Source organism: Inquilinus sp. KBS0705 (assembly GCA_005938025.2).
Classification (GTDB): Bacteria; Bacteroidota; Bacteroidia; order Sphingobacteriales; family Sphingobacteriaceae; genus Mucilaginibacter.
The window spans coordinates 2,400,613-2,419,262 of the sequence record VCCI02000001.1 but is presented as its reverse complement, the minus strand read 5'-3'; the positions used below and the strand labels follow the sequence as shown (position 1 = coordinate 2,419,262).

Below are 18,650 nucleotides of genomic sequence, written 5' to 3'. Positions count from 1 at the left end.
AAATAAACAAATGTCATATATTTGATTATGAACTCATTTGAACAATGTACGGTAATTATTGGCGCGTTGGCCATATTGTTTGAAGGGGTAGGCTATGTGCGGGGCTATCTGCATAAGTTTTTACACTAAATTATAATTGAAAACAATTATAGCTTTGTGTGTATGATTAAATTTAGATACCTGGCAATCGGTTTTTTATTGCAATTAACTTTTGCAAGCGCCTTTGCTCAATCGGGTTTTAGGGTAATTGGTTATATGCGTAACCAAATTGGTTTGGCTAATGCTATCAAAAACGTAAACCTCGATCAAATTACCCATCTTAATATTGCTTTTATCAATCCCGATAGTTTGGGAAATTTGGTTGTTGCGCCGGGCTTAAAAGATGTGGTGAAGCTGGCGCATCAAAAAAAGGTAAAAGTGCTGCTATCAGTAGGCGGGGGAATGCCGCCGCATTGGTTGCCTCAATATATTTATGGCGATAAACAAGATATATTTATCCAATCGCTTGCTAAAATTGCGGTTGATTATAAATTAGACGGCATTGATGTTGATTTGGAAGGCAGCCTTATAGACAAAAACTACGAAGGCTTTGTTGTTAAACTGGCAACGGCACTAAAAGCCGAAAACAAACTCATTACATCGGCCATAGCTACTGTTTATGCAGATAATTATACTAATAAGGCTTTGGCACAGTTTGATTTTATCAACGTAATGTGCTACGATAAAACCGGGCCGTGGAAACCCGAAAAGCCCGGCCAGCATGCGCCATACGATATGGCTGCAACCGATATGGAGTATTGGGCCAACAAGCGCGGTATCGCGAAGCAAAAGCTTAGCCTTGGCCTGCCGTTTTATGGCTACGGTTTTGGCACCAACGCACCCGAAAGCATGACCTATCGTGACATTATTGCCAAATACCCCGGTGCCCAAGATAAAGACGAAGTTGCCGTGCCCGGTGGTGGCATAGTTTATTACAACGGCGTGCCCACTATTAAAAATAAAGTAGCCCTGGCCATGCAAAACGCCGGTGGGATTATGATATGGCAATTATTGCAGGATGCTAAAGGCAAGGAATCTTTACTTAGCCTAATTCACAATGAAATAAAAGCCGCGAAATAATGTTCATTTACTTTACAAACTAATAGCATATATTTTCGGCTTATTGTACTATTATGCTTAATTTTGCACTGTTTACAACAAAGGTTTCTCCATGGATCGCCTAAATTATATAAATAGCGGAAACGCCGACTACATCAACTCCTTATACGAAGCTTATCAGCAAGACCCGGAATCTGTAGATTTTGGATGGCAAAAATTCTTTGAAGGTTTTGATTTTGGTAAAAGTTCTCAACCTGCGGCGGCAGCAGCAGATAACAGCACTTCAGAGCATTTTATTAAAGAGATAAATGTAATGAACATGATAAATGGTTACCGCACACGCGGCCATTTATTCACTAAAACAAACCCTGTACGCGAGCGCCGCAAATACTTTCCGGGTAAAGAACTGGAAACTTTTGGCTTGAGCGATGCTGATCTGGATACGGTATTTAATGCCGGCGTTGAAGTTGGTTTAGGCCGGGCCAAGCTGCGCGATATACGCCAGTTACTTGAAGATACTTACTGCCAGGCTATTGGTGCCGAATACCGTTACATACGTAACCCTATTAAAATAAAATGGTTCGAAGACAGGATGGAGGCCAAGCGTAATACGCCGTCATTCACAGCTGATGAAAAGAAGCTGATGCTGTCTAAACTAAACGAAGCGGTTGTTTTTGAAAACTTTTTAGGCACCAAGTTTTTGGGCCAAAAACGCTTTTCGTTAGAAGGCGCCGAGGCATTAATACCCGCGCTCGATTCGGTTATTAAAAAAGGATCTGAACTGGGTATCGAAGAGTTTATTATTGGTATGGCCCACCGCGGCCGCTTAAATGTGCTTACCAATATTATGGAGAAAACTTACAAAGAGGTTTTCTCGGAATTTGAAGGTAAAAATTTCGATTCAGAATCTCCTTTTGGTGGTGATGTAAAATACCACCTGGGTTTTTCAACTGATATACAAACTAAAAACGGTAAAAACGTTCACCTTAGCCTTTGCCCCAACCCATCGCACTTGGAGGCGGTTGACCCGGTTGTAGAAGGTATAACACGTTCGAAAATTGATTTTAAATACAACGGCGACCATTCTAAAATAGCGCCGATATTGATACATGGTGACGCATCTGTAGCCGGGCAAGGAATTGTTTACGAGGTTTTACAGATGGAAAAACTGGATGGTTACCGTACAGGCGGCACCATACACCTGGTTATAAACAACCAGATTGGTTTTACCACCAACTATAAAGATGCCCGCTCAAGTACCTATTGTACCGATGTGGCCAAAACGGTTTTATCGCCTGTTTTCCACGTTAATGGCGATGATGTTGAGGCTTTGGTTTATGTGGTTAACCTTGCAATGGAATACCGCCAGGTGTTTAACGAGGATGTTTTTATAGATATACTTTGTTACCGCCGCTATGGCCATAACGAAGCTGATGAGCCTAAATTTACTCAGCCGGTGTTATACAAAGCCATAGAGGCACACCCTAATCCTCTACAGATATACAGCAAAAAGTTAATAACTGAGGGTACTATTGACGATAAGTATGTAAAAGGTATCGAGAAGGATTTTCGTGCCGAGTTACAGGTAATGCTGGATGAATCAAAGGCAGAAGACAGGTTTACCGACACCATTGCCATGTTTGAAGGTGCCTGGAGCGGTTTGCACCTGGCTAACCATAAAGAACTTATAAGCGCTATTGACACCTCAGTTAAAGAAGAGGTAATAACCGAAATAGGAAATAAGATAACCGTATTACCGCAGGGTAAAGCTTTCTTCAAAAAAATTGAAAAGTTGTTTGAAGATCGTAACACTATGGTTAATAAAACCAAAGTGTTTGATTGGGCAATGGGCGAGTTATTAGCCTACGGTACTTTATTAAAAGAAGGTTTCCCGGTAAGGTTAAGTGGCGAGGATGTTAAACGCGGTACTTTCTCTCATCGCCACGCAGTATTAACATTGGTAGATTCGGAAGATGAATTTACACCATTGGAAACTATAGATACCGAAGCGAGGTTGAGTATTTTTAACTCATTGCTATCGGAGTACGGTGTTTTAGGCTTTGAATATGGCTATGCCTTAGCTAACCCTAATGCCTTAACTATTTGGGAAGCACAGTTTGGCGATTTCTTTAACGGAGCGCAAATTATTGTTGACCAATATATTGCCAGTGCCGAAACTAAATGGCAGCGTGGTAATGGCTTGGTAATGTTGTTGCCGCATGGTTACGAAGGCCAGGGCCCTGAACATTCATCTGCCCGTGTAGAACGCTTTTTAGAGCTTTGCGCCGATGATAATATACAGGTTGCTAATTGCAGCACACCAGCCAACTTCTTTCATATATTAAGGAGGCAGATGCACCGCGATTTCCGCAAGCCGCTTATTATATTTACCCCTAAGAGTTTATTACGCAGCCCTAAGTGCGTATCGCCGGTTGAAGATTTTACCAATGGTAAATTCCACGAGGTGATAGATGATACCTATGCTGACCCTAAAAAGGTTAAACGTGTACTACTTTGTACAGGTAAGGTATACTACGACCTGCAAGAGAAACAGCAGGTTGATAAGCGCAAGGATGTAGCTATTGTACGTGTTGAGCAATTGTACCCAACACCAATACAGCAGATATTGAAAATGAAGGCCCGCTACGAAAAGGCTACCGAATTTATTTGGGTGCAGGAAGAGCCGGAGAATATGGGTGCATGGCCATATATTTGCCGCAAGTTCCACAACGATAAACATCTGAATTTACAGGTGATATCGCGTTTGGAAGGTGCAAGTACTGCAACCGGTTTTGCTAAACAACATGCTGCCCAACAAGCACACATTGTTGCCAAAGCATTTGAAGCGCCTGCCGGTAAAGTGGTTAAAGAAACCATAAAAAAGACAACTGAAAAAATGGCCAACGCCGGAGCGGACTGATTGGAGTTAAAAGTTTAATGCAGTAAGTGAAAGGTTTTGCCGATCACTTTTTAAATTCAACCTTTAACTTTATACTTTCAACTTAAAATATACAACTACTAACAATATGAGTTTAGCAATAAAAGTTCCGCCGGTAGGCGAATCCATAACCGAAGTAACCTTATCAGCCTGGAAAAAAAAGGATGGTGACCATGTGGAGATGGATGAAGTAATAGCCGAGCTGGAATCTGATAAAGCAACCTTTGAATTAACCGCCGAAAAAGCCGGTACCTTAAAACTTGCCGCAGCCGAAGGCGATACCTTAGCTATTGGGGCTGTTGTTGCAACTATCGAAGATGGCGAAATCGCCCCTTCACCGGTTACCGATAAAGCACCTGCTGCACCCGTTGCCGCTAAAGACGAGCCTGCAAAAGCGGTTAGCCCGGAAGTGCCTGCAAATGGCTATGCACCTGCGCCCGACCAAAGCGGTGGCAGTTCGTTAGAAATTAAAGTACCTACTGTAGGTGAATCCATCACCGAGGTGACCCTGTCACGTTGGATGAAAAAAGACGGCGACCAGGTGGAGATGGATGAGGCCATTGCCGAACTGGAATCAGACAAAGCAACTTTTGAATTAACTGCCGAAAAAGCCGGCACGTTAAAAACCATAGCCAAAGAAGGCGATACACTGCCTATTGGCGCCGTAGTATGTACCATTGAAGGTGCCGGATCATCAGCAGCGCCTGCACCTGTGGCGGTAACACCTGCTGTTGCCGATGCTGTAAACGAATCGCCGCAAGCTGCACCATCAAAAGGAACAACTTATGCATCGGGCACACCATCGCCAGCTGCTGCTAAGATATTAGCCGAAAAAGGCGTGGCTGCATCTGCTGTTAGTGGTACCGGTGTAGATGGCCGCATTACCAAAGGCGATGCATTAAATGCACAGCAAGCTGCTGCTGCACCAAAACCTGCTGCTGCAACTGCCGCTGCTACTTCTTCACCTGCTGCGCCGCAAGGTGCAAGAAGCGACCGTCGCGAAAAAATGTCGTCGTTGCGTAAAACGGTTGCCAAGCGTTTGGTGGCAGTTAAAAATGAGACTGCCATGTTAACCACCTTTAACGAAGTGGATATGGCACCAATAATGGAACTGCGCGGCAAATACAAAGATAAATTTAAAGAGAAACATGGCGTAGGCTTAGGCTTTATGTCGTTTTTTACCAAAGCGGTTACCGAGGCATTAAAAGAATGGCCTGCTGTTGGCGCACGCATAGAAGGCGAAGAAGTAGTATACAGCAACTTCGCTGATATCTCTATTGCTGTATCTGCGCCTAAAGGTTTGGTGGTTCCGGTTATACGCAATGCCGAAAGCATGAGCCTGGCCGAGATTGAAAAAGCCATTGTTGTTTTAGCCGGTAAAGCACGCGAAAGCAAACTTACAATAGAAGAGATGACAGGCGGAACGTTCACGATCACCAATGGTGGTGTGTTTGGTTCAATGATGTCGACACCAATATTAAATTCGCCGCAATCGGCTATCTTGGGAATGCACAATATTATTGAGCGCCCGGTTGCTGTTAACGGACAAGTAGTGATACGCCCAATGATGTACCTGGCGCTATCATACGATCACCGTATAATTGATGGCCGCGAATCGGTAAGCTTCCTGGTACGTGTAAAACAACTACTGGAAGACCCTGCAAGGTTGTTATTAGGCGTTTAGCGCTAACAGAGATATCAAAAAAGCCCGGTTTATGCCGGGCTTTTTTGGTTTACACCAGTTTCCTCATCGCCATAATGTACCCAATATGCAGCCCTTCGTGGAAGGGTAAAAAGGCAATGGCATCGTCAATACTGCTTATCTCTACACCATAGCGGGTGGTCCAGGTAGGATAGTTGGTAAAAATGCCGTTTTTATAGTCATGTTCCAGTTGATCTAAGCTGGTTTGCAAAAGCGTTTTTATTTCATCAAAGCCGGCGGCATCAACGTATCCTTCGGGTTTAGTATCAGGCTTGTACTTCTGAAAAAAGCTGTCGGCCACCCAAGTATCCAGTCCGGCGCGCTTATAGCAAACGCCTTGCTGGGCGGCTACCATGTGGCCAAGGTTCCATATGATGTTGTTATTGAATCCGGCAGGGTTGGTATTTAACTGGTCAAGGCTAAAAGCTTCTAATGCGCTTATTATTTTAAGGCGTGGTTGCCTCATAATTTCAATTTGCTTATCTATCATAAACCAAATATATAGCTTGTATTATAATCGCGTAGCAAGCTTATGGCTTTTATTTTACCTTTGCAGCTTACAAGCTACATAATGCCGCCAACTACTGCACCTAATGCCACCACAAATAATAAAGCCATATGGTATTTTATTTTATGCTGGACGGTTTTAAATGCTGTACAAGCCTACACGCTTGAGCTGCATGGCGACGAAGCCTATTATTGGCTATTTGCCCAAAAGCTGGATTGGGGCTACTTTTATCACCCACCAATGGTAGCGGTATTTATAAAAATAGGCGACACCTTGGTACATAACGAACTTGGCCTGCGGCTAATAACCGTACTCACCAATAGCCTGGCTGTGTACCTGCTATGGCTTATAGTTAAAAACTACCAGGTTAGTGCCAAATGGTTTATACTATTGGTATCGGGCATATTGGTTATTCATGTTTATGGTTTTACCAGTACACCCGATGCGCCCTTGTTCTTTTTTGCGGTGCTGTTTTATTATTACTATCAAAAATATTTAGTTGCCGACAGTTGGCTCACCGCCTTTATTATTGGGGTAATAGTAGCTTGTTTGCTTTACAGCAAATATCATGGCGTGCTGTTAGTTGGCTTTACCGTATTAGCCAGCCTAAGGCTATTTACCCGTAAAACTTTTTACCTGGCTATTTTAACAGGCTTGGTTTTATATGCGCCGCATATTATTTGGCAGGCAAACCATGGTTTTCCGGCGGTTAACTACCAGCTGTTCGAGCGCACGTCTACCAGCGGGTACGACCTGTCCTTTAGTTATGTTTACCTGGCGGGGCAGCTGTTATTAGGTGGTGTATTTATTAGCTGGTTTTTGTTTTATAAAGGCTTTACTACCAAGGTAACGGATGTATTTACCCGCACACTGTTGGTTAATGCCATAGGTACTTTCGCTTTTTTTTTACTGAATACCTTAAAGGTAAACGTGCAGCCGCATTATACGCTTATTGCTTTTATACCGCTTTTGTGTTTGGTGTTAATTAGCTTTAAACGGCAAAACTTTAACGCGGTTTGGTTTTACAGACTGGCTATAATTAATATCATATTTATTCTGTTGCTGAGGCTAAGCCTAATAGCAGGGCTGCCTTTTGTGAAAAACATCGAGGCGTTAAAAAGCTACTTCGGGTTTCACGAATGGGCCAATTTGGTACACCAAAAGGCAGGCAATGCTTTTGTGGTGATGGATGAAGGCTTTCAAAACCCATCAAAGTACAATTACTATAACCGCACGCTAAAAGGCTTCGCATACGATTCGCGGGTGTATGGGCGCACCATGTATGATATATGGCCCATGGAAGATAGCCTGCAGCATAAAAGGGTTTATTTTTTACTAAAATGGCCGGTTAACGGCGTTACTACCGATAGCATAAAATGCGAGGCTGGTACCTGGTATGGTGGTTGGGTTGATGATGCCCGTACCTATCAAAAAATAGCAATTGATAATACACCAGATAAGGTTACCGCCCGTTCCGGCCAAAAATTACAATTTGACCTTGTTATAACTAATCCTTATCCATTTGCTGTTACTTTTACCAACGCCGGCTACAAGCACCCGGTTGTGCTGGAAGGCTGCTTTTTTAAAGGGCTTGATGTGGTTAACGTACAACAAACGGATACTTTGTTTAATGCCATAAGGTTAGCAAAGGGCCAAAGCACAAAGTATAAGGCAACCATAACAGCGCCATTGGAAAAGGGCGATTATAGTTTGTGTTTTTCGATACGTACCGAGCCATTTTCGGGGAGTAAAAACAGCAGGATGATAAAAATTAAAGTAGAATAAAGCATGATCAAAAAAGTTTACCTCATTATATCCATTTATATATTAGCCGCGGGTGCGGTAAAGGCACAGGATGTAGATGTGCATTTTAACGGAATGGGCTTTTTTGATAACCGAGAGTATAAAGATTTTGTAAAGCGTTCACGAACCTACTCGGGTACCAGGCTAACCCTTGATGTTGGTATTAACCTGGATAGCATGAACCACTTTATTGTAGGTGCTAACGCCCTGCACGAATTTGGCGGCAACCCGTTTTTTTTACGGGTAAACCCTGTTGCCTATTATAGCTATACCGGTAAAAAATGGTTGTTTAACGCAGGTGAATTTCCACGCGAGGGCCTGCTGACAGACTATCCACGCGCCATGCTAAATGATACGCTGCGCTATTACCGCCCCAATGTTGAGGGTTTGCTAACACGCTTTAAAAATGAGCACTTTACCGAAACGTTTTGGATTGATTGGGTAAGCCGACAAACCAGCACCGACCGCGAGCAGTTTCTGTTTGGGTTTTCCGGTAAGTACAAGCCGGTTTTAAGCGGGCCTTTTTACTTGTCGCATTACTTTTTTTTATTGCACGATGCAGGCCCGGCTATAGCCATACCTAACGACCATATACAGGACAACGGCGCGGTGCAAATAAAATTAGGCGCCGACCTTAGCCATAAAACCTTCCTGGATTCGTTAAGCATCGAAGCAGGCGGTATGATGTCGTTAGAGCGGGTGCGTGGGGTAGATAATTTTCAAAAACCTACCGGCTTTGTTGCCAATGCTTACCTAAGCTATAAGCGTTTTACCCTGTTTGATGAATTTTATAAAGGCGATGGCCACCACATTAGCTTCGGCGATGCTTTTTACGAAAAAAGCACCTATAACCGTTTAGATATTATTTACACGCCGTTTTTATACAAAGGTTTGCAAGGGCAATTCATATTAAGCCTGCACCAAACGCCGGGTTATAGCAGTAACCAGCAAGCCTTTAGGTTGATATATGATATTGGCCGCAAAAAGCTGGTAAAATTTAAAGATTAAGGCGGTATAATTTTAGCATACTTTTTATATTTGCCACCGTACGATATGTAGTTTAAGATATTCTCTTGGCCCCCAGCTTTCATATCTCGCCGCTTGTTTATGCGGCAGTCTAATTATTAAACGTTGTAAATATTCTTTCTATGAAAAGGGGTCTTAAATTACTTTTGCTTATCGCGCTATTATCTCCGTGTAAATTATTTGCGCAGGAAAACCAGTTTTCGGGTTGGGCGGCTTTGTTTCACACACAACGGTTTTCGCCAAAATGGGGAGCTTCGTTTGATGCACAATTTCGTTCGGCTAACCATTACGATTATCTGCGTAACATATTACTGCGCCCATCGGTTAATTATTACTTTTCTAAAAATAAGATAGGCGCCTTAGGCTATGCATACATCGCCACCAACGGCAGGGCGGGTGAGGTGAAAACCTTCAGGCCCGAAAGCCGCATATGGGAGCAGTTTATCATCAACCATAAAATTGGTGCAAGCAGTACACTACAGCATCGCTTTAGGTTAGAGCAGCGTTTTTTAGGTAACTCGGCCGCCGCTAAAAACGATCATTATTTTTCGCAGCGTTTACGGTATTTTGCACGGGCCGTTTTGCCCTTTAAAAGCGATTCGGTATTTACCAAAGGGCCGTTTATTGGTTTACAGAACGAGGTTTTTGTGAATGTGCAAAATAAGGATAAGGTAAATAAACACTTTTTTGATCAAAACCGGGCCTACGTTGCCTTTGGTTACCGGCTACATAAAAAAGTTGATGTTGAATTTGGCTACCTTAATCAATACATAAAAGGGGCCGAAACCTACACCGTTAACCATATTTTACAAACAGCTATTTATACCCGGTTTTAAAATAAGCAGGGTAGCCCGGTCGTTTAATTAATTTATTAACTTGGCGCTATGCCCGCTTTAAATACCGATCAGCATATACGGCAACTGGCCAACCTTGAATTACTTGCCCGGCAAGTGGTAGAGGGCTTTATAACCGGGCTGCACCAAAGCCCTTTTCACGGCTTTTCGGTTGAGTTTGCCGAACACAGGCTGTATAACAATGGCGAGTCGGTAAAGAATATCGACTGGAAACTAATGGCCCGTACCGAAAAACTGTTTGTAAAGCAGTTTGAAGAGGAAACCAACCTGCGCAGTTACTTATTGCTTGATACCTCATCATCTATGAATTTCCCTGATAAGGGTATCAACAAACTGCAATTTTCGGTATATGCCATAGCAAGCTTAATGTACCTGTTTAAAAAACAGCGCGATGCTTTTGGGCTTTGCTTGTTTTCTGACAAGATGGACTGGATGAGCCCGACCCGGTCAACATCGGCGCATTTATTTTACTTGTATGCACAGTTAGAGAAAGCTTACAACCAACCCCGGCAAAACACAACTACCAATATCGCTCAAACACTACATCACATAGCAGGCGAGATACATCAACGGTCGATGGTGATGATATTTAGCGATATGCTGGAGAATAGCCTTGACGCTGATAAAACTAAGGCACTTTTTGCCGCTATACAGCACCTCAAGTTTAAAAAGCACGAGGTGGTGATATTTAATGTAACCAGCAAACAGCACGAAATAGATTTCGAGTTTGATAACCGCCCGCATCATTTTGTAGATATTGAAACCGGGCAACAGGTGCGTGTACACCCTAATAAAATAAGGGATAGTTATCGCGCAGCTTTAAAAGATTACCGCCACCAGCTTGAACTAAAATGCGCCCAGCACCATATTGATCTGGTAGATGCTGATATAGAACAGGGATATAACGGAATTTTAAAAGAATACCTTATTAAGCGAAACAGTATGGTTTAAACCATAACCTGGTTTATTGGTCTACCAATAAAGGCCCTGTAATTGCTAAAATCAAATTAAATAGGCTTTTTTGTATTTATCTGAATAAATATTTTCACTTTGTGTAAGGTTTGTGAAATTGCGCAAATCAATTTAGCACCGATGGTGTTAACTATAAAACGTTTTTTTTTAATATGAGACTTTCCATAGAACGAAAACCAATAAGAGTAAATCCGGATCCTAAACGTGTAATTGCAAGATTTTTTTTCAATGGGAACGATCGGGCTAAGGAAGTTTTACAAAGGGTAATGAACATTAGCGAAGAAACCGCTTTTGGTATTGTTTCGCCTTTGTTGCAGGAGTACTCAAAACGGCACCGCAATATCACCCGTGTCTTAAATCGCCATTGCAGCAAGCTAAAGCCATTATTTGTAGAGCTGGGTATCGATTTTGATACGCTTACCGTTAACCGTAAGCTGTTAATAGGTTCATACTTTACACATGAGTATTCTATCGAGTCGGCGGCGTTCTTTAATCCATCGGTAGTAGAAGACCCCGACCAAACCGAATTGGAAGAAGGCCAAAGGCGTGTAGTGATCAGTTTTCGTGCGGTAGGCGAGGGCCATATTTCGTCGATTACGTTTCGACGCGCGCTTATAGATAAGGATAATCAAATAACCGTATTGCCGGCGGGTAACTATATTGATGAAGCCGAGATTGTGCGTAACGCGGTTTATAATAAAAAGCTGTTTTTTGAAAAAGCGACCATCACCCAAATCAATATTAATGTATTAAACGAGCTGGAAAGTAAGCTTGATCATCATTTCGAGTATTCTAACCTGCGCCGTATCATCCTCGATTCGCAAAAACTACAGGAGAGCGATATGATGAAGCTGGAATATGATAAGGTATTATGGCTGGCCGATTCGTATTACGAGATCGTATTTTCGTTAGATACCGATATATCTGACAGGGTTATATTCCCTATATCCGAGTATGAGCGTAAAGGGATTGAAGATGCGCGTTTTGTGAAGTTTGTTGACGATGACGGCGTATCGGTTTACTATGCCACTTATACCGCTTATGATGGCTCGCTGATAATGCCTAAACTGTTGCAAACAAACGATTTTTATAATTTTAAAATTATGCCTTTGTATGGGGCAGGAGCGCAAAATAAAAACCTGGCACTGTTCCCGCGTAAAATAAACGGCAAGTATGTAATGATATCGCGTATTGATGGGTGCAACAACTACATCATGTACTCTGATAAGATAAATATCTGGGAAAAACCGCAATTGCTGCAACAACCTAAATTTAGCTGGGAGTTTGTGCAAATTGGTAACTGCGGCTCGCCAATAGAAACCAAAGATGGCTGGATAGTAATAACCCACGGTGTAGGCCCTATGCGCCGCTATGTATTAGGTGCCAGCCTGCTAAAGCTTGATGACCCCGCGGTAGAAATAGGCCGCTTAAAAGAGCCTTTACTAATACCCAACAGCGACGAGCGTGAAGGCTATGTGCCCAACGTATTATATTCATGCGGATCTATAGTGCATAATAATAAGCTTATTATACCTTATGGGATATCCGATTCATCTACCTCTTTTGCCGAGGTTGACCTTGACGAACTATTAGCCAAGTTTAAAGAGGATGGTATAGATTAGTGGAAATTAGGCGTAAAACCTGTAGCTTTTTAGGAACAATTTTTTAACAATTCGGTAAACACTGCTCCACTTATTCACATTTGCGAATAATATATTTTGCTAAAAAAATATCTTAAAACGGGTTGTTTTTTACTTGGATATTATTTATGCAATAAATGGTAAAACTTATTAATAAATAGTTAATAATATGCGCTGTAAATGGCAATTTCTTATTAACCTGCGTTAATGTATAGTTAATCGTTTCGGCCGCAAAACACTGATATGATATATCATTTTTGTTAACTAATATTTGGCAATACAATTGCAATATTGCGGGTAACATATTAACTTAAAGGGCTGCGCTTATAAACCCGTATGCCATATAATTACTAACAAACATGGATCATTTCAGAGAGATTAAAAACAATTTAACCTGGCATGCCGAGGGTAAATTTGAAGTGGAATTAATAAACGCCGTTATAACTAAACTTAATTTTTGTGAGCCCGACAAAGGACCTGAAGATACCGGACAATGCCTTACATCTACCAATTATAAATTCTTAAGATCGGTGCACTCGTGCCTTGGCGAATTGTTTACTTTTATTGACGAAGAGAACAAAAGGCTGGGTTATAGCTTTGCCCGCGAAGAAGAGATAAGCACTTATATAGAAGAAACAACCGAAACGGAATATCCTAACCTAACCGAAACCAAGCTACGCCCTTTAATAAACTACAACGACGAAACTGAGCCTGTTAAAGCACAACAGCCCGAGTTTGGCAGCAGCCTGGCAAAAAACGAACGTTTACGTAATATTATTTAGATAGTATTTGCTGGTAAAGCTTATAATAATCGGCGGCCATTTTCTCGCTCGAAAATTGCGAGCTTGCCCAGGTGTAGCAGGCCTTACGGTCAATATTTTTTAATTGACTTACTGCTTCCACTGCTTCATCAACGGTATTTACTAAAAGGCCAGTCTCTTGGTGCCTTATCAACTCCGGCATCGATCCTTTGTTAAAGGCAATAACAGGTGTTCCGCAAAGCATCGCTTCGGCTACGCTCATGCCAAAAGGCTCGGCGAAATTTATGGGATGCAACAAGGCTGCAGCATTGCCTAAAAGCTCGTTTCTTTTTTCGGGGCCAGCATGGCCAATATATTGTATATCCTCGTTCAGGTAGGGTTCTACCTTTTCTTTCCAGTAATTCTCATCTTGTATAATACCTGCAATCAATAGTTTTCGCTTGCTGTTTTTTGCTATTTGTATAGCTTCGGCAGCGCCTTTATCGTGGTGTATGCGGCCGAAGTACAACAGGTAGTCCTGCGGAGTTTCAGTGAATTTAAAGTCTTTAATATCTAAGCCGTTATACACCGTAGCTAAGTACGACAGTTCCGGGCTCCTGTCGGCATTGCTGATAGATACATAATGGCCCTTAGCATTGTACTTTTTGTAAACCGGTATAATTCGCTGCGACGAAAACCCATGTATAGTAGTTATCACAGGCGTATTAATAAGCCCGGTATAGGTAAGCGGCAAAAAATCAAAGTTGTTATGGATGATGTCAAACTCAGCTGCGCGCTCCATCAGGTTGCTGATGTGCAGGCACTCCAACACTTTTGCATCCTGGCTACGGTCTTCTTCGTAGCCACGCTCACAAATACTTTCCAATTTGCCGGCGGTTATAGAGTCGCCGGTGGCAAATAGGGTAACATCAACACCAAGTTTTATGAGGCCTTCGGCAATATTTGAGGCTACCTGTTCCCACGGGCCGTAGTGCCTGGGCGGTGTGCGCCAGGCAACGGGGGCCAATACAGCTGCTTTCATTAACAAACTTTTACCTGCTGGTCCATTTTGTTGTATTCGTATTCCAGCTCGAACGCTTTTAATACCGTTAAGTGTGATATTAAGTAGGCCAGCGTACTTTCGGCACCCTGGTTACGGTTAATGCCTGTTGGCAGCAAGCCATCGCAGCAGCCTTTGGTTTCGTGGTCGTATAATGGTGCCCTAAGCGTATTTTCGCCCAGGAACCACTTGTAGCTCAGGAACATTTTTTCGATGTACTGCGGTTTACGGAATATTTGGTATGCCTGGAAATGCATCAGTACCATTGCCATTGTTTCGATAGCTTGCTGATCGAACGTAGGGAATTTACCACCACGATAATACCAGCCATCATTACCAACCGGGCTTAAGTAACCGTTTGATAAGGTAAGCTTATCCAGGAAGGCCATGGTTGTTAAGGCTATCTGTTTAGCCTTCTCGTTACCCGTGATCTCGCAGGAGTGCAGCAGTGCCAAAGGTAATATCGCGTTATCATAGGTCATGCTTTCTTCAAACCATTCCCAATCGTCGCTGCGGGTATTTTCGTAAGCATCTATTAGTGGTTGGGTAAGGCGTACCAGTTCGGCAACCATGCCCTCATCTGTAGGGAACACCTGCAGGTATAACGATATACCAATAATGGTATTAGCCTGACCCCTTATGTATTTAAGCGATTTAAAGTGCGGGTACGATTTATGGAATATCTCCATAGCAAACTCGCGGTACGAATTGCTGGCCGCGCAGCTTATTAAATGGCCCAATGCCCAAATGGTACGGCCAAATGAATCTTCGGAACCTACTTCATCCAGGTATTGCCTGCTAAAGCTTAAAAAGTTACGGAAGTTGCCATCATCTGTTTGCATATAGTGTATATAGCTCAAATAGATGGGCAGCAATTTAAACGCCTCCTGGCTTTTATTGCGCTGGTAGGCCATCAACGCCATTATTAAGGCGCGGGCATTATCATCAAGGCAGTAACCTTCTTTTAGGTTGGGTATGCCATATTTGGCATGCTGTACTATACCGGTATCGTCAGTTAAGCGCAATACGTGCGTAAGGCTGAATTTTGGCAGTACCTCAGGGTCTAATATGCTGTTTTTAAGTATTTTATCGCTAAAGTTGTGTTTAGCCGATGCCTCTTGCGCTATTTTAATGTATTCGGCGCCAATAGCCGGCCAGCGTAAGTGCAGGCCGTATTCGTAAGCATTATCTTTAAGCTCGCGTAATACATTTTTATCGTCTAAAAGTTCGTTAACGGTTTTGGCCAGCGCTTCTGAGTTTTTAAACTCGAATAAGCGGCCCCGGTTGTTATCCAACAACTCGGTAGCGTGCCAGTATGGTGTTGATACCACAGCAGCACCTGCGCCAACCGCGTATGATAATGTACCACTGGTTATCTGTGCCTCGTTAAGGTATGGGGTTACATAAACCTCGGCAGCGGTAAGGTAGTTGATCAGTTCGTCTTCGGCCACAAATTTATTGATAAAGGCCAGGTGTTGCGATACCTTTAATTGTGCAGCCAGGGTTTTTAGGTGGTCGCGGTATTCCTCGCCCGAGTTTTTAATAACGCCCGGGTGTGTATTACCTAACACCACGTACATAACATCGGGGTGTTTCTCTACGATTTTTGGCAATGCGCGCACAACGGTTTCTAAACCCTTGTTGCGGCTTAGCAAGCCAAAAGTTAACAGTACACGATGGTTTTTAAATGGTGTAAGTGTTTTTACAGGGTTGTCTGCCGGTTCTTCCAGATCGGGCACGCCGTGCTCAATTATCTGTATCTTTTCGGCAGGGATATCGTAAATGGTGGTTAAAAACTCAACGGCACGTTTGCTCATCACCACTATTTTTGCCGATTGTTCGGCAATTTCGCGAATGATGATACGCTGTACGTAGCTTGGGTCTTTTAATATAGTGTGTAAAATTGATATCAGCGGTTTTTCCAGCCTGTTTATCAATGGCAGGATGTATATACCGCTTTCGCCGCCATAAATACCAAATTCATGTTCTAATATTACGGCATCAACAGTGCTGGTGTTAATATAGTTAGCAGCACGTATATAATCTTTTTGATGGTTTTGACGTATGATGTATTTTACATCAGACGGGTACTCGTATTCTTGTACATTTTCTGAATCGTTTAGCGCCACAACAAATCCCCCATCAAGCAAATTTTTCCTTTCGGGGAAATTAGCGTTAATGGCATGCATCAAATTTTGGTTAAATGTAGCGATACCGCATTCGCGCGGTGGATAGGTTGATATGTAAGCTATTTTCATATTTGTATAACAGGCAATAATTTATTAGAGATGTATGCCCCGAAAACTATGCACCACTGACCTAATAAAGAGCATTTACAAGGCTTTTTGGCATATTTTATGGGATATGCCATACAATGCATAAACTATACCAATTAACTACTAATTTAATTTGGTCATGCGTCTTTTACACAAGTATTATACTTATAATTAATAAAGGTAGGGAGGGTTAAGCCTGTTTATTACTTATGTGTGTGAAAATCAATAGCCTCGGTGATAACTTGGCAGGCGTTAACAATTTCCTGATGAGAAATGATGAGCGGGGGGGCCAGGCGCATAGAATTGCTGCAATGTAAAAACCAATCGGTAATTACACCATTTTCTATACACCGGTCGATTATTTTTTTGTTCAGTTCAAAACTTTCAAACTCCAGCGCCAGCATCAGGCCTTTGCCGCGTATTTGTTTTATGGCAGGGTGGGTAAGGTGCTGCCTAAGTAAAGCCTCTTTTTGTGCCACACCGCCTACCAGGTTTTGGCTAAGCAAAACATCTAAAGCGGCAAGCCCAGCGGCGCAGCATACAGGGTGGCCGCCAAAGGTGGTAATGTGCCCTAGGATAGGGTTTTCTTTAAAAGCCGACATCACCTGTGCCGAAGCTATAAAAGCGCCTACAGGCATGCCACCGCCCAGTGCCTTGGCCAGCAATAAAATATCGGGGACTATATTATAATGTTCAAATGCAAACAGCTTACCGGTACGGCCGAATGCGGCCTGTATCTCGTCTAATATCAGCAAGGTGCCGGTTTGGTTACACCGGTTACGCAGTGCCGTCATAAATTCGGCATCGGGTACGCGTATGCCGGCTTCGCCTTGTATGGTCTCAATAATAACACAAGCGGTTTGTTCGGTTATTTGTGCTAAGCCGGGCAGGTGGTTTAATTCCAAAAAGGTAATGCCGGGTAATAGCGGGCGGTAAGCTTGCTTAAAATCTTCGTTACCCATTACACTAAGGGCACCATGTGTGCTGCCGTGATAGGAGTTTTTAAAGGCTACTATCTGCTGCCTGCCGGTAAAGCGTTTTGCCAGTTTTAAAGCACCTTCTACCGCTTCGCCGCCAGAGTTGGTAAAGTATACCGAATTTAAAGAAGGAGGTAGTATGGATACCAGCTTTTCGGCAAAGCGCACCTGCGGGGTTTGCACATACTCGCCGTAAACCATCAGGTGCATATATTTATCAACCTGTTCTTTTACAGCGGCCACAACTGTTGGGTTGCTGTGGCCCAGGTTGCTTACCCCAATGCCCGATATCATATCTATATAGGCCTTTCCCTCCGCATCGTACATGTACACACCTTCGGCACGTTCAAACTCCAGTAACAGGGGGAAGTGCGTGGTTTGTGCGTTGTTGTTAAGAAAAAGCTGGCGCAGGGTTAGCATTGATAATTATTGAATTAATGATGTCTTTTTATAATTATTGAATTATTGAAGGATTGAATTAATGAGTAAAATGTCTTGGCAGCGTATCATTCAATAATTCACTAAATCAATAATTCAATAACTCACTAAATCAATAATTAATTCCCCGCTCTTACGCTGCGCTCGCTGAGTTGTTTGATCAGCTCGTCTTTAAATTCGCTTTCGCTTTTGTAAAGCTCGCTAACCTTTTCGGGGGGCAGTATTTTGTAGAATTCATCGCGGTACCTTTTTTTAATGGCCAGTGTTTGGCTGTCATATTCAAGGTCCTTATTCACCTGGTCGGCACCGTTGGCCTGTGCGTTTGAGTTATTTAAGCGTTTTAAAATACGCACGGCGGTAAGCTCCTGCTGGTACTTGTTGTACAGCGGCCAAAACTTACGCGCTTCGTCATCAGTTAACGATAGCTGCTGTGTAATAAATCTGTTGCGCGCTGCAACCAACTTTTTACCCGTACCCTGGTTGGTGCGCACGCTATTAAACTTGTTGGCAGGTGTATTTGACGGCCTTAAGCTGCGCACATCAGTAACCTGCGCAGATACATCAAGTGTAAATAACGCAACCAATATCAAAAACAGGTATCTGAACAGTACTTTCATT

At 42.8% G+C, this 18,650-nt stretch carries 14 protein-coding genes; 9 read left to right on the top strand and 5 right to left on the bottom strand.

Annotation, left to right across the window (positions count from 1 at the left end; all coding sequences use genetic code 11):
• Positions 1-162: 162 nt before the first annotated feature.
• The 3 genes from FFF34_010770 (at position 163) to odhB (ending at position 5,720) form a co-directional block, all read left to right on the top strand.
• Complete coding sequence (locus tag FFF34_010770; GenBank protein TSD67841.1) at positions 163-1,119, top strand: hypothetical protein; 957 nt, start codon at positions 163-165, stop codon at positions 1,117-1,119.
• Positions 1,120-1,210: 91 nt separating this feature from the next.
• On the top strand, positions 1,211-4,018 hold the full coding sequence (locus tag FFF34_010765; protein TSD67840.1) for a 2-oxoglutarate dehydrogenase E1 component: 2,808 nt from the start codon (positions 1,211-1,213) through the stop codon (positions 4,016-4,018).
• Between the two features lie 106 nt (positions 4,019-4,124).
• Positions 4,125-5,720 (top strand): 2-oxoglutarate dehydrogenase complex dihydrolipoyllysine-residue succinyltransferase, encoded by a 1,596-nt coding sequence (gene odhB, locus FFF34_010760; GenBank protein ID TSD67839.1) that lies wholly within the window; start codon positions 4,125-4,127, stop codon positions 5,718-5,720.
• A 49-nt stretch (positions 5,721-5,769) separates the two neighbouring features.
• Here odhB and FFF34_010755 read toward each other — a convergent pair whose 3' ends face one another.
• Positions 5,770-6,225, bottom strand: a complete 456-nt coding sequence (locus FFF34_010755; GenBank protein ID TSD68016.1) for a DinB family protein — start codon at positions 6,223-6,225, stop codon at positions 5,770-5,772.
• A 45-nt stretch (positions 6,226-6,270) separates the two neighbouring features.
• Here FFF34_010755 and FFF34_010750 point away from each other — a divergent pair, with 45 nt between their 5' ends.
• The 6 genes from FFF34_010750 to FFF34_010725 all read left to right on the top strand — a co-directional run bounded on the left by FFF34_010750 (position 6,271) and on the right by FFF34_010725 (position 13,323).
• The gene (locus FFF34_010750; GenBank protein ID TSD67838.1) at positions 6,271-8,031 is read left to right on the top strand and encodes a glycosyltransferase family 39 protein; all 1,761 of its coding nucleotides are present in this window, start codon (positions 6,271-6,273) and stop codon (positions 8,029-8,031) included.
• A 3-nt stretch (positions 8,032-8,034) separates the two neighbouring features.
• Complete coding sequence (locus FFF34_010745; GenBank protein ID TSD67837.1) at positions 8,035-9,057, top strand: hypothetical protein; 1,023 nt, start codon at positions 8,035-8,037, stop codon at positions 9,055-9,057.
• A 140-nt stretch (positions 9,058-9,197) separates the two neighbouring features.
• Positions 9,198-9,911 carry a DUF2490 domain-containing protein gene (locus tag FFF34_010740; protein TSD67836.1) on the top strand — a complete coding sequence of 238 codons (714 nt, stop codon included), beginning with the start codon at positions 9,198-9,200 and terminating at the stop codon, positions 9,909-9,911.
• A 48-nt stretch (positions 9,912-9,959) separates the two neighbouring features.
• Positions 9,960-10,880: a DUF58 domain-containing protein gene (locus FFF34_010735; protein TSD67835.1), complete on the top strand. Its 921-nt coding sequence runs from the start codon at positions 9,960-9,962 to the stop codon at positions 10,878-10,880.
• 173 nt (positions 10,881-11,053) lie between these two features.
• On the top strand, positions 11,054-12,523 hold the full coding sequence (locus FFF34_010730) for a glycosidase (protein ID TSD67834.1): 1,470 nt from the start codon (positions 11,054-11,056) through the stop codon (positions 12,521-12,523).
• A gap of 377 nt (positions 12,524-12,900) precedes the next feature.
• Positions 12,901-13,323 carry a hypothetical protein gene (locus FFF34_010725; GenBank protein TSD67833.1) on the top strand — a complete coding sequence of 141 codons (423 nt, stop codon included), beginning with the start codon at positions 12,901-12,903 and terminating at the stop codon, positions 13,321-13,323.
• Here FFF34_010725 and FFF34_010720 read toward each other — a convergent pair.
• The 4 genes from FFF34_010720 to FFF34_010705 form a co-directional block, all read right to left on the bottom strand.
• The gene (locus FFF34_010720; GenBank protein TSD67832.1) at positions 13,316-14,323 is read right to left on the bottom strand and encodes a glycosyltransferase family 4 protein; all 1,008 of its coding nucleotides are present in this window, start codon (positions 14,321-14,323) and stop codon (positions 13,316-13,318) included. The two genes, FFF34_010725 and FFF34_010720, sit on opposite strands and share 8 nt — an antisense overlap.
• Positions 14,323-16,599 carry a glycosyltransferase gene (locus FFF34_010715; GenBank protein ID TSD67831.1) on the bottom strand — a complete coding sequence of 759 codons (2,277 nt, stop codon included), beginning with the start codon at positions 16,597-16,599 and terminating at the stop codon, positions 14,323-14,325. The genes FFF34_010720 and FFF34_010715 overlap by 1 nt, the downstream gene beginning before the upstream one ends.
• A gap of 221 nt (positions 16,600-16,820) precedes the next feature.
• The gene (locus FFF34_010710) at positions 16,821-18,014 is read right to left on the bottom strand and encodes an aspartate aminotransferase family protein (protein TSD67830.1); all 1,194 of its coding nucleotides are present in this window, start codon (positions 18,012-18,014) and stop codon (positions 16,821-16,823) included.
• 137 nt (positions 18,015-18,151) lie between these two features.
• A complete protein-coding gene (locus tag FFF34_010705; protein TSD67829.1) occupies positions 18,152-18,649 on the bottom strand; it encodes a hypothetical protein in 498 nt (165 codons plus the stop codon).
• Between the last annotated feature and the right edge of the window lies 1 nt (position 18,650).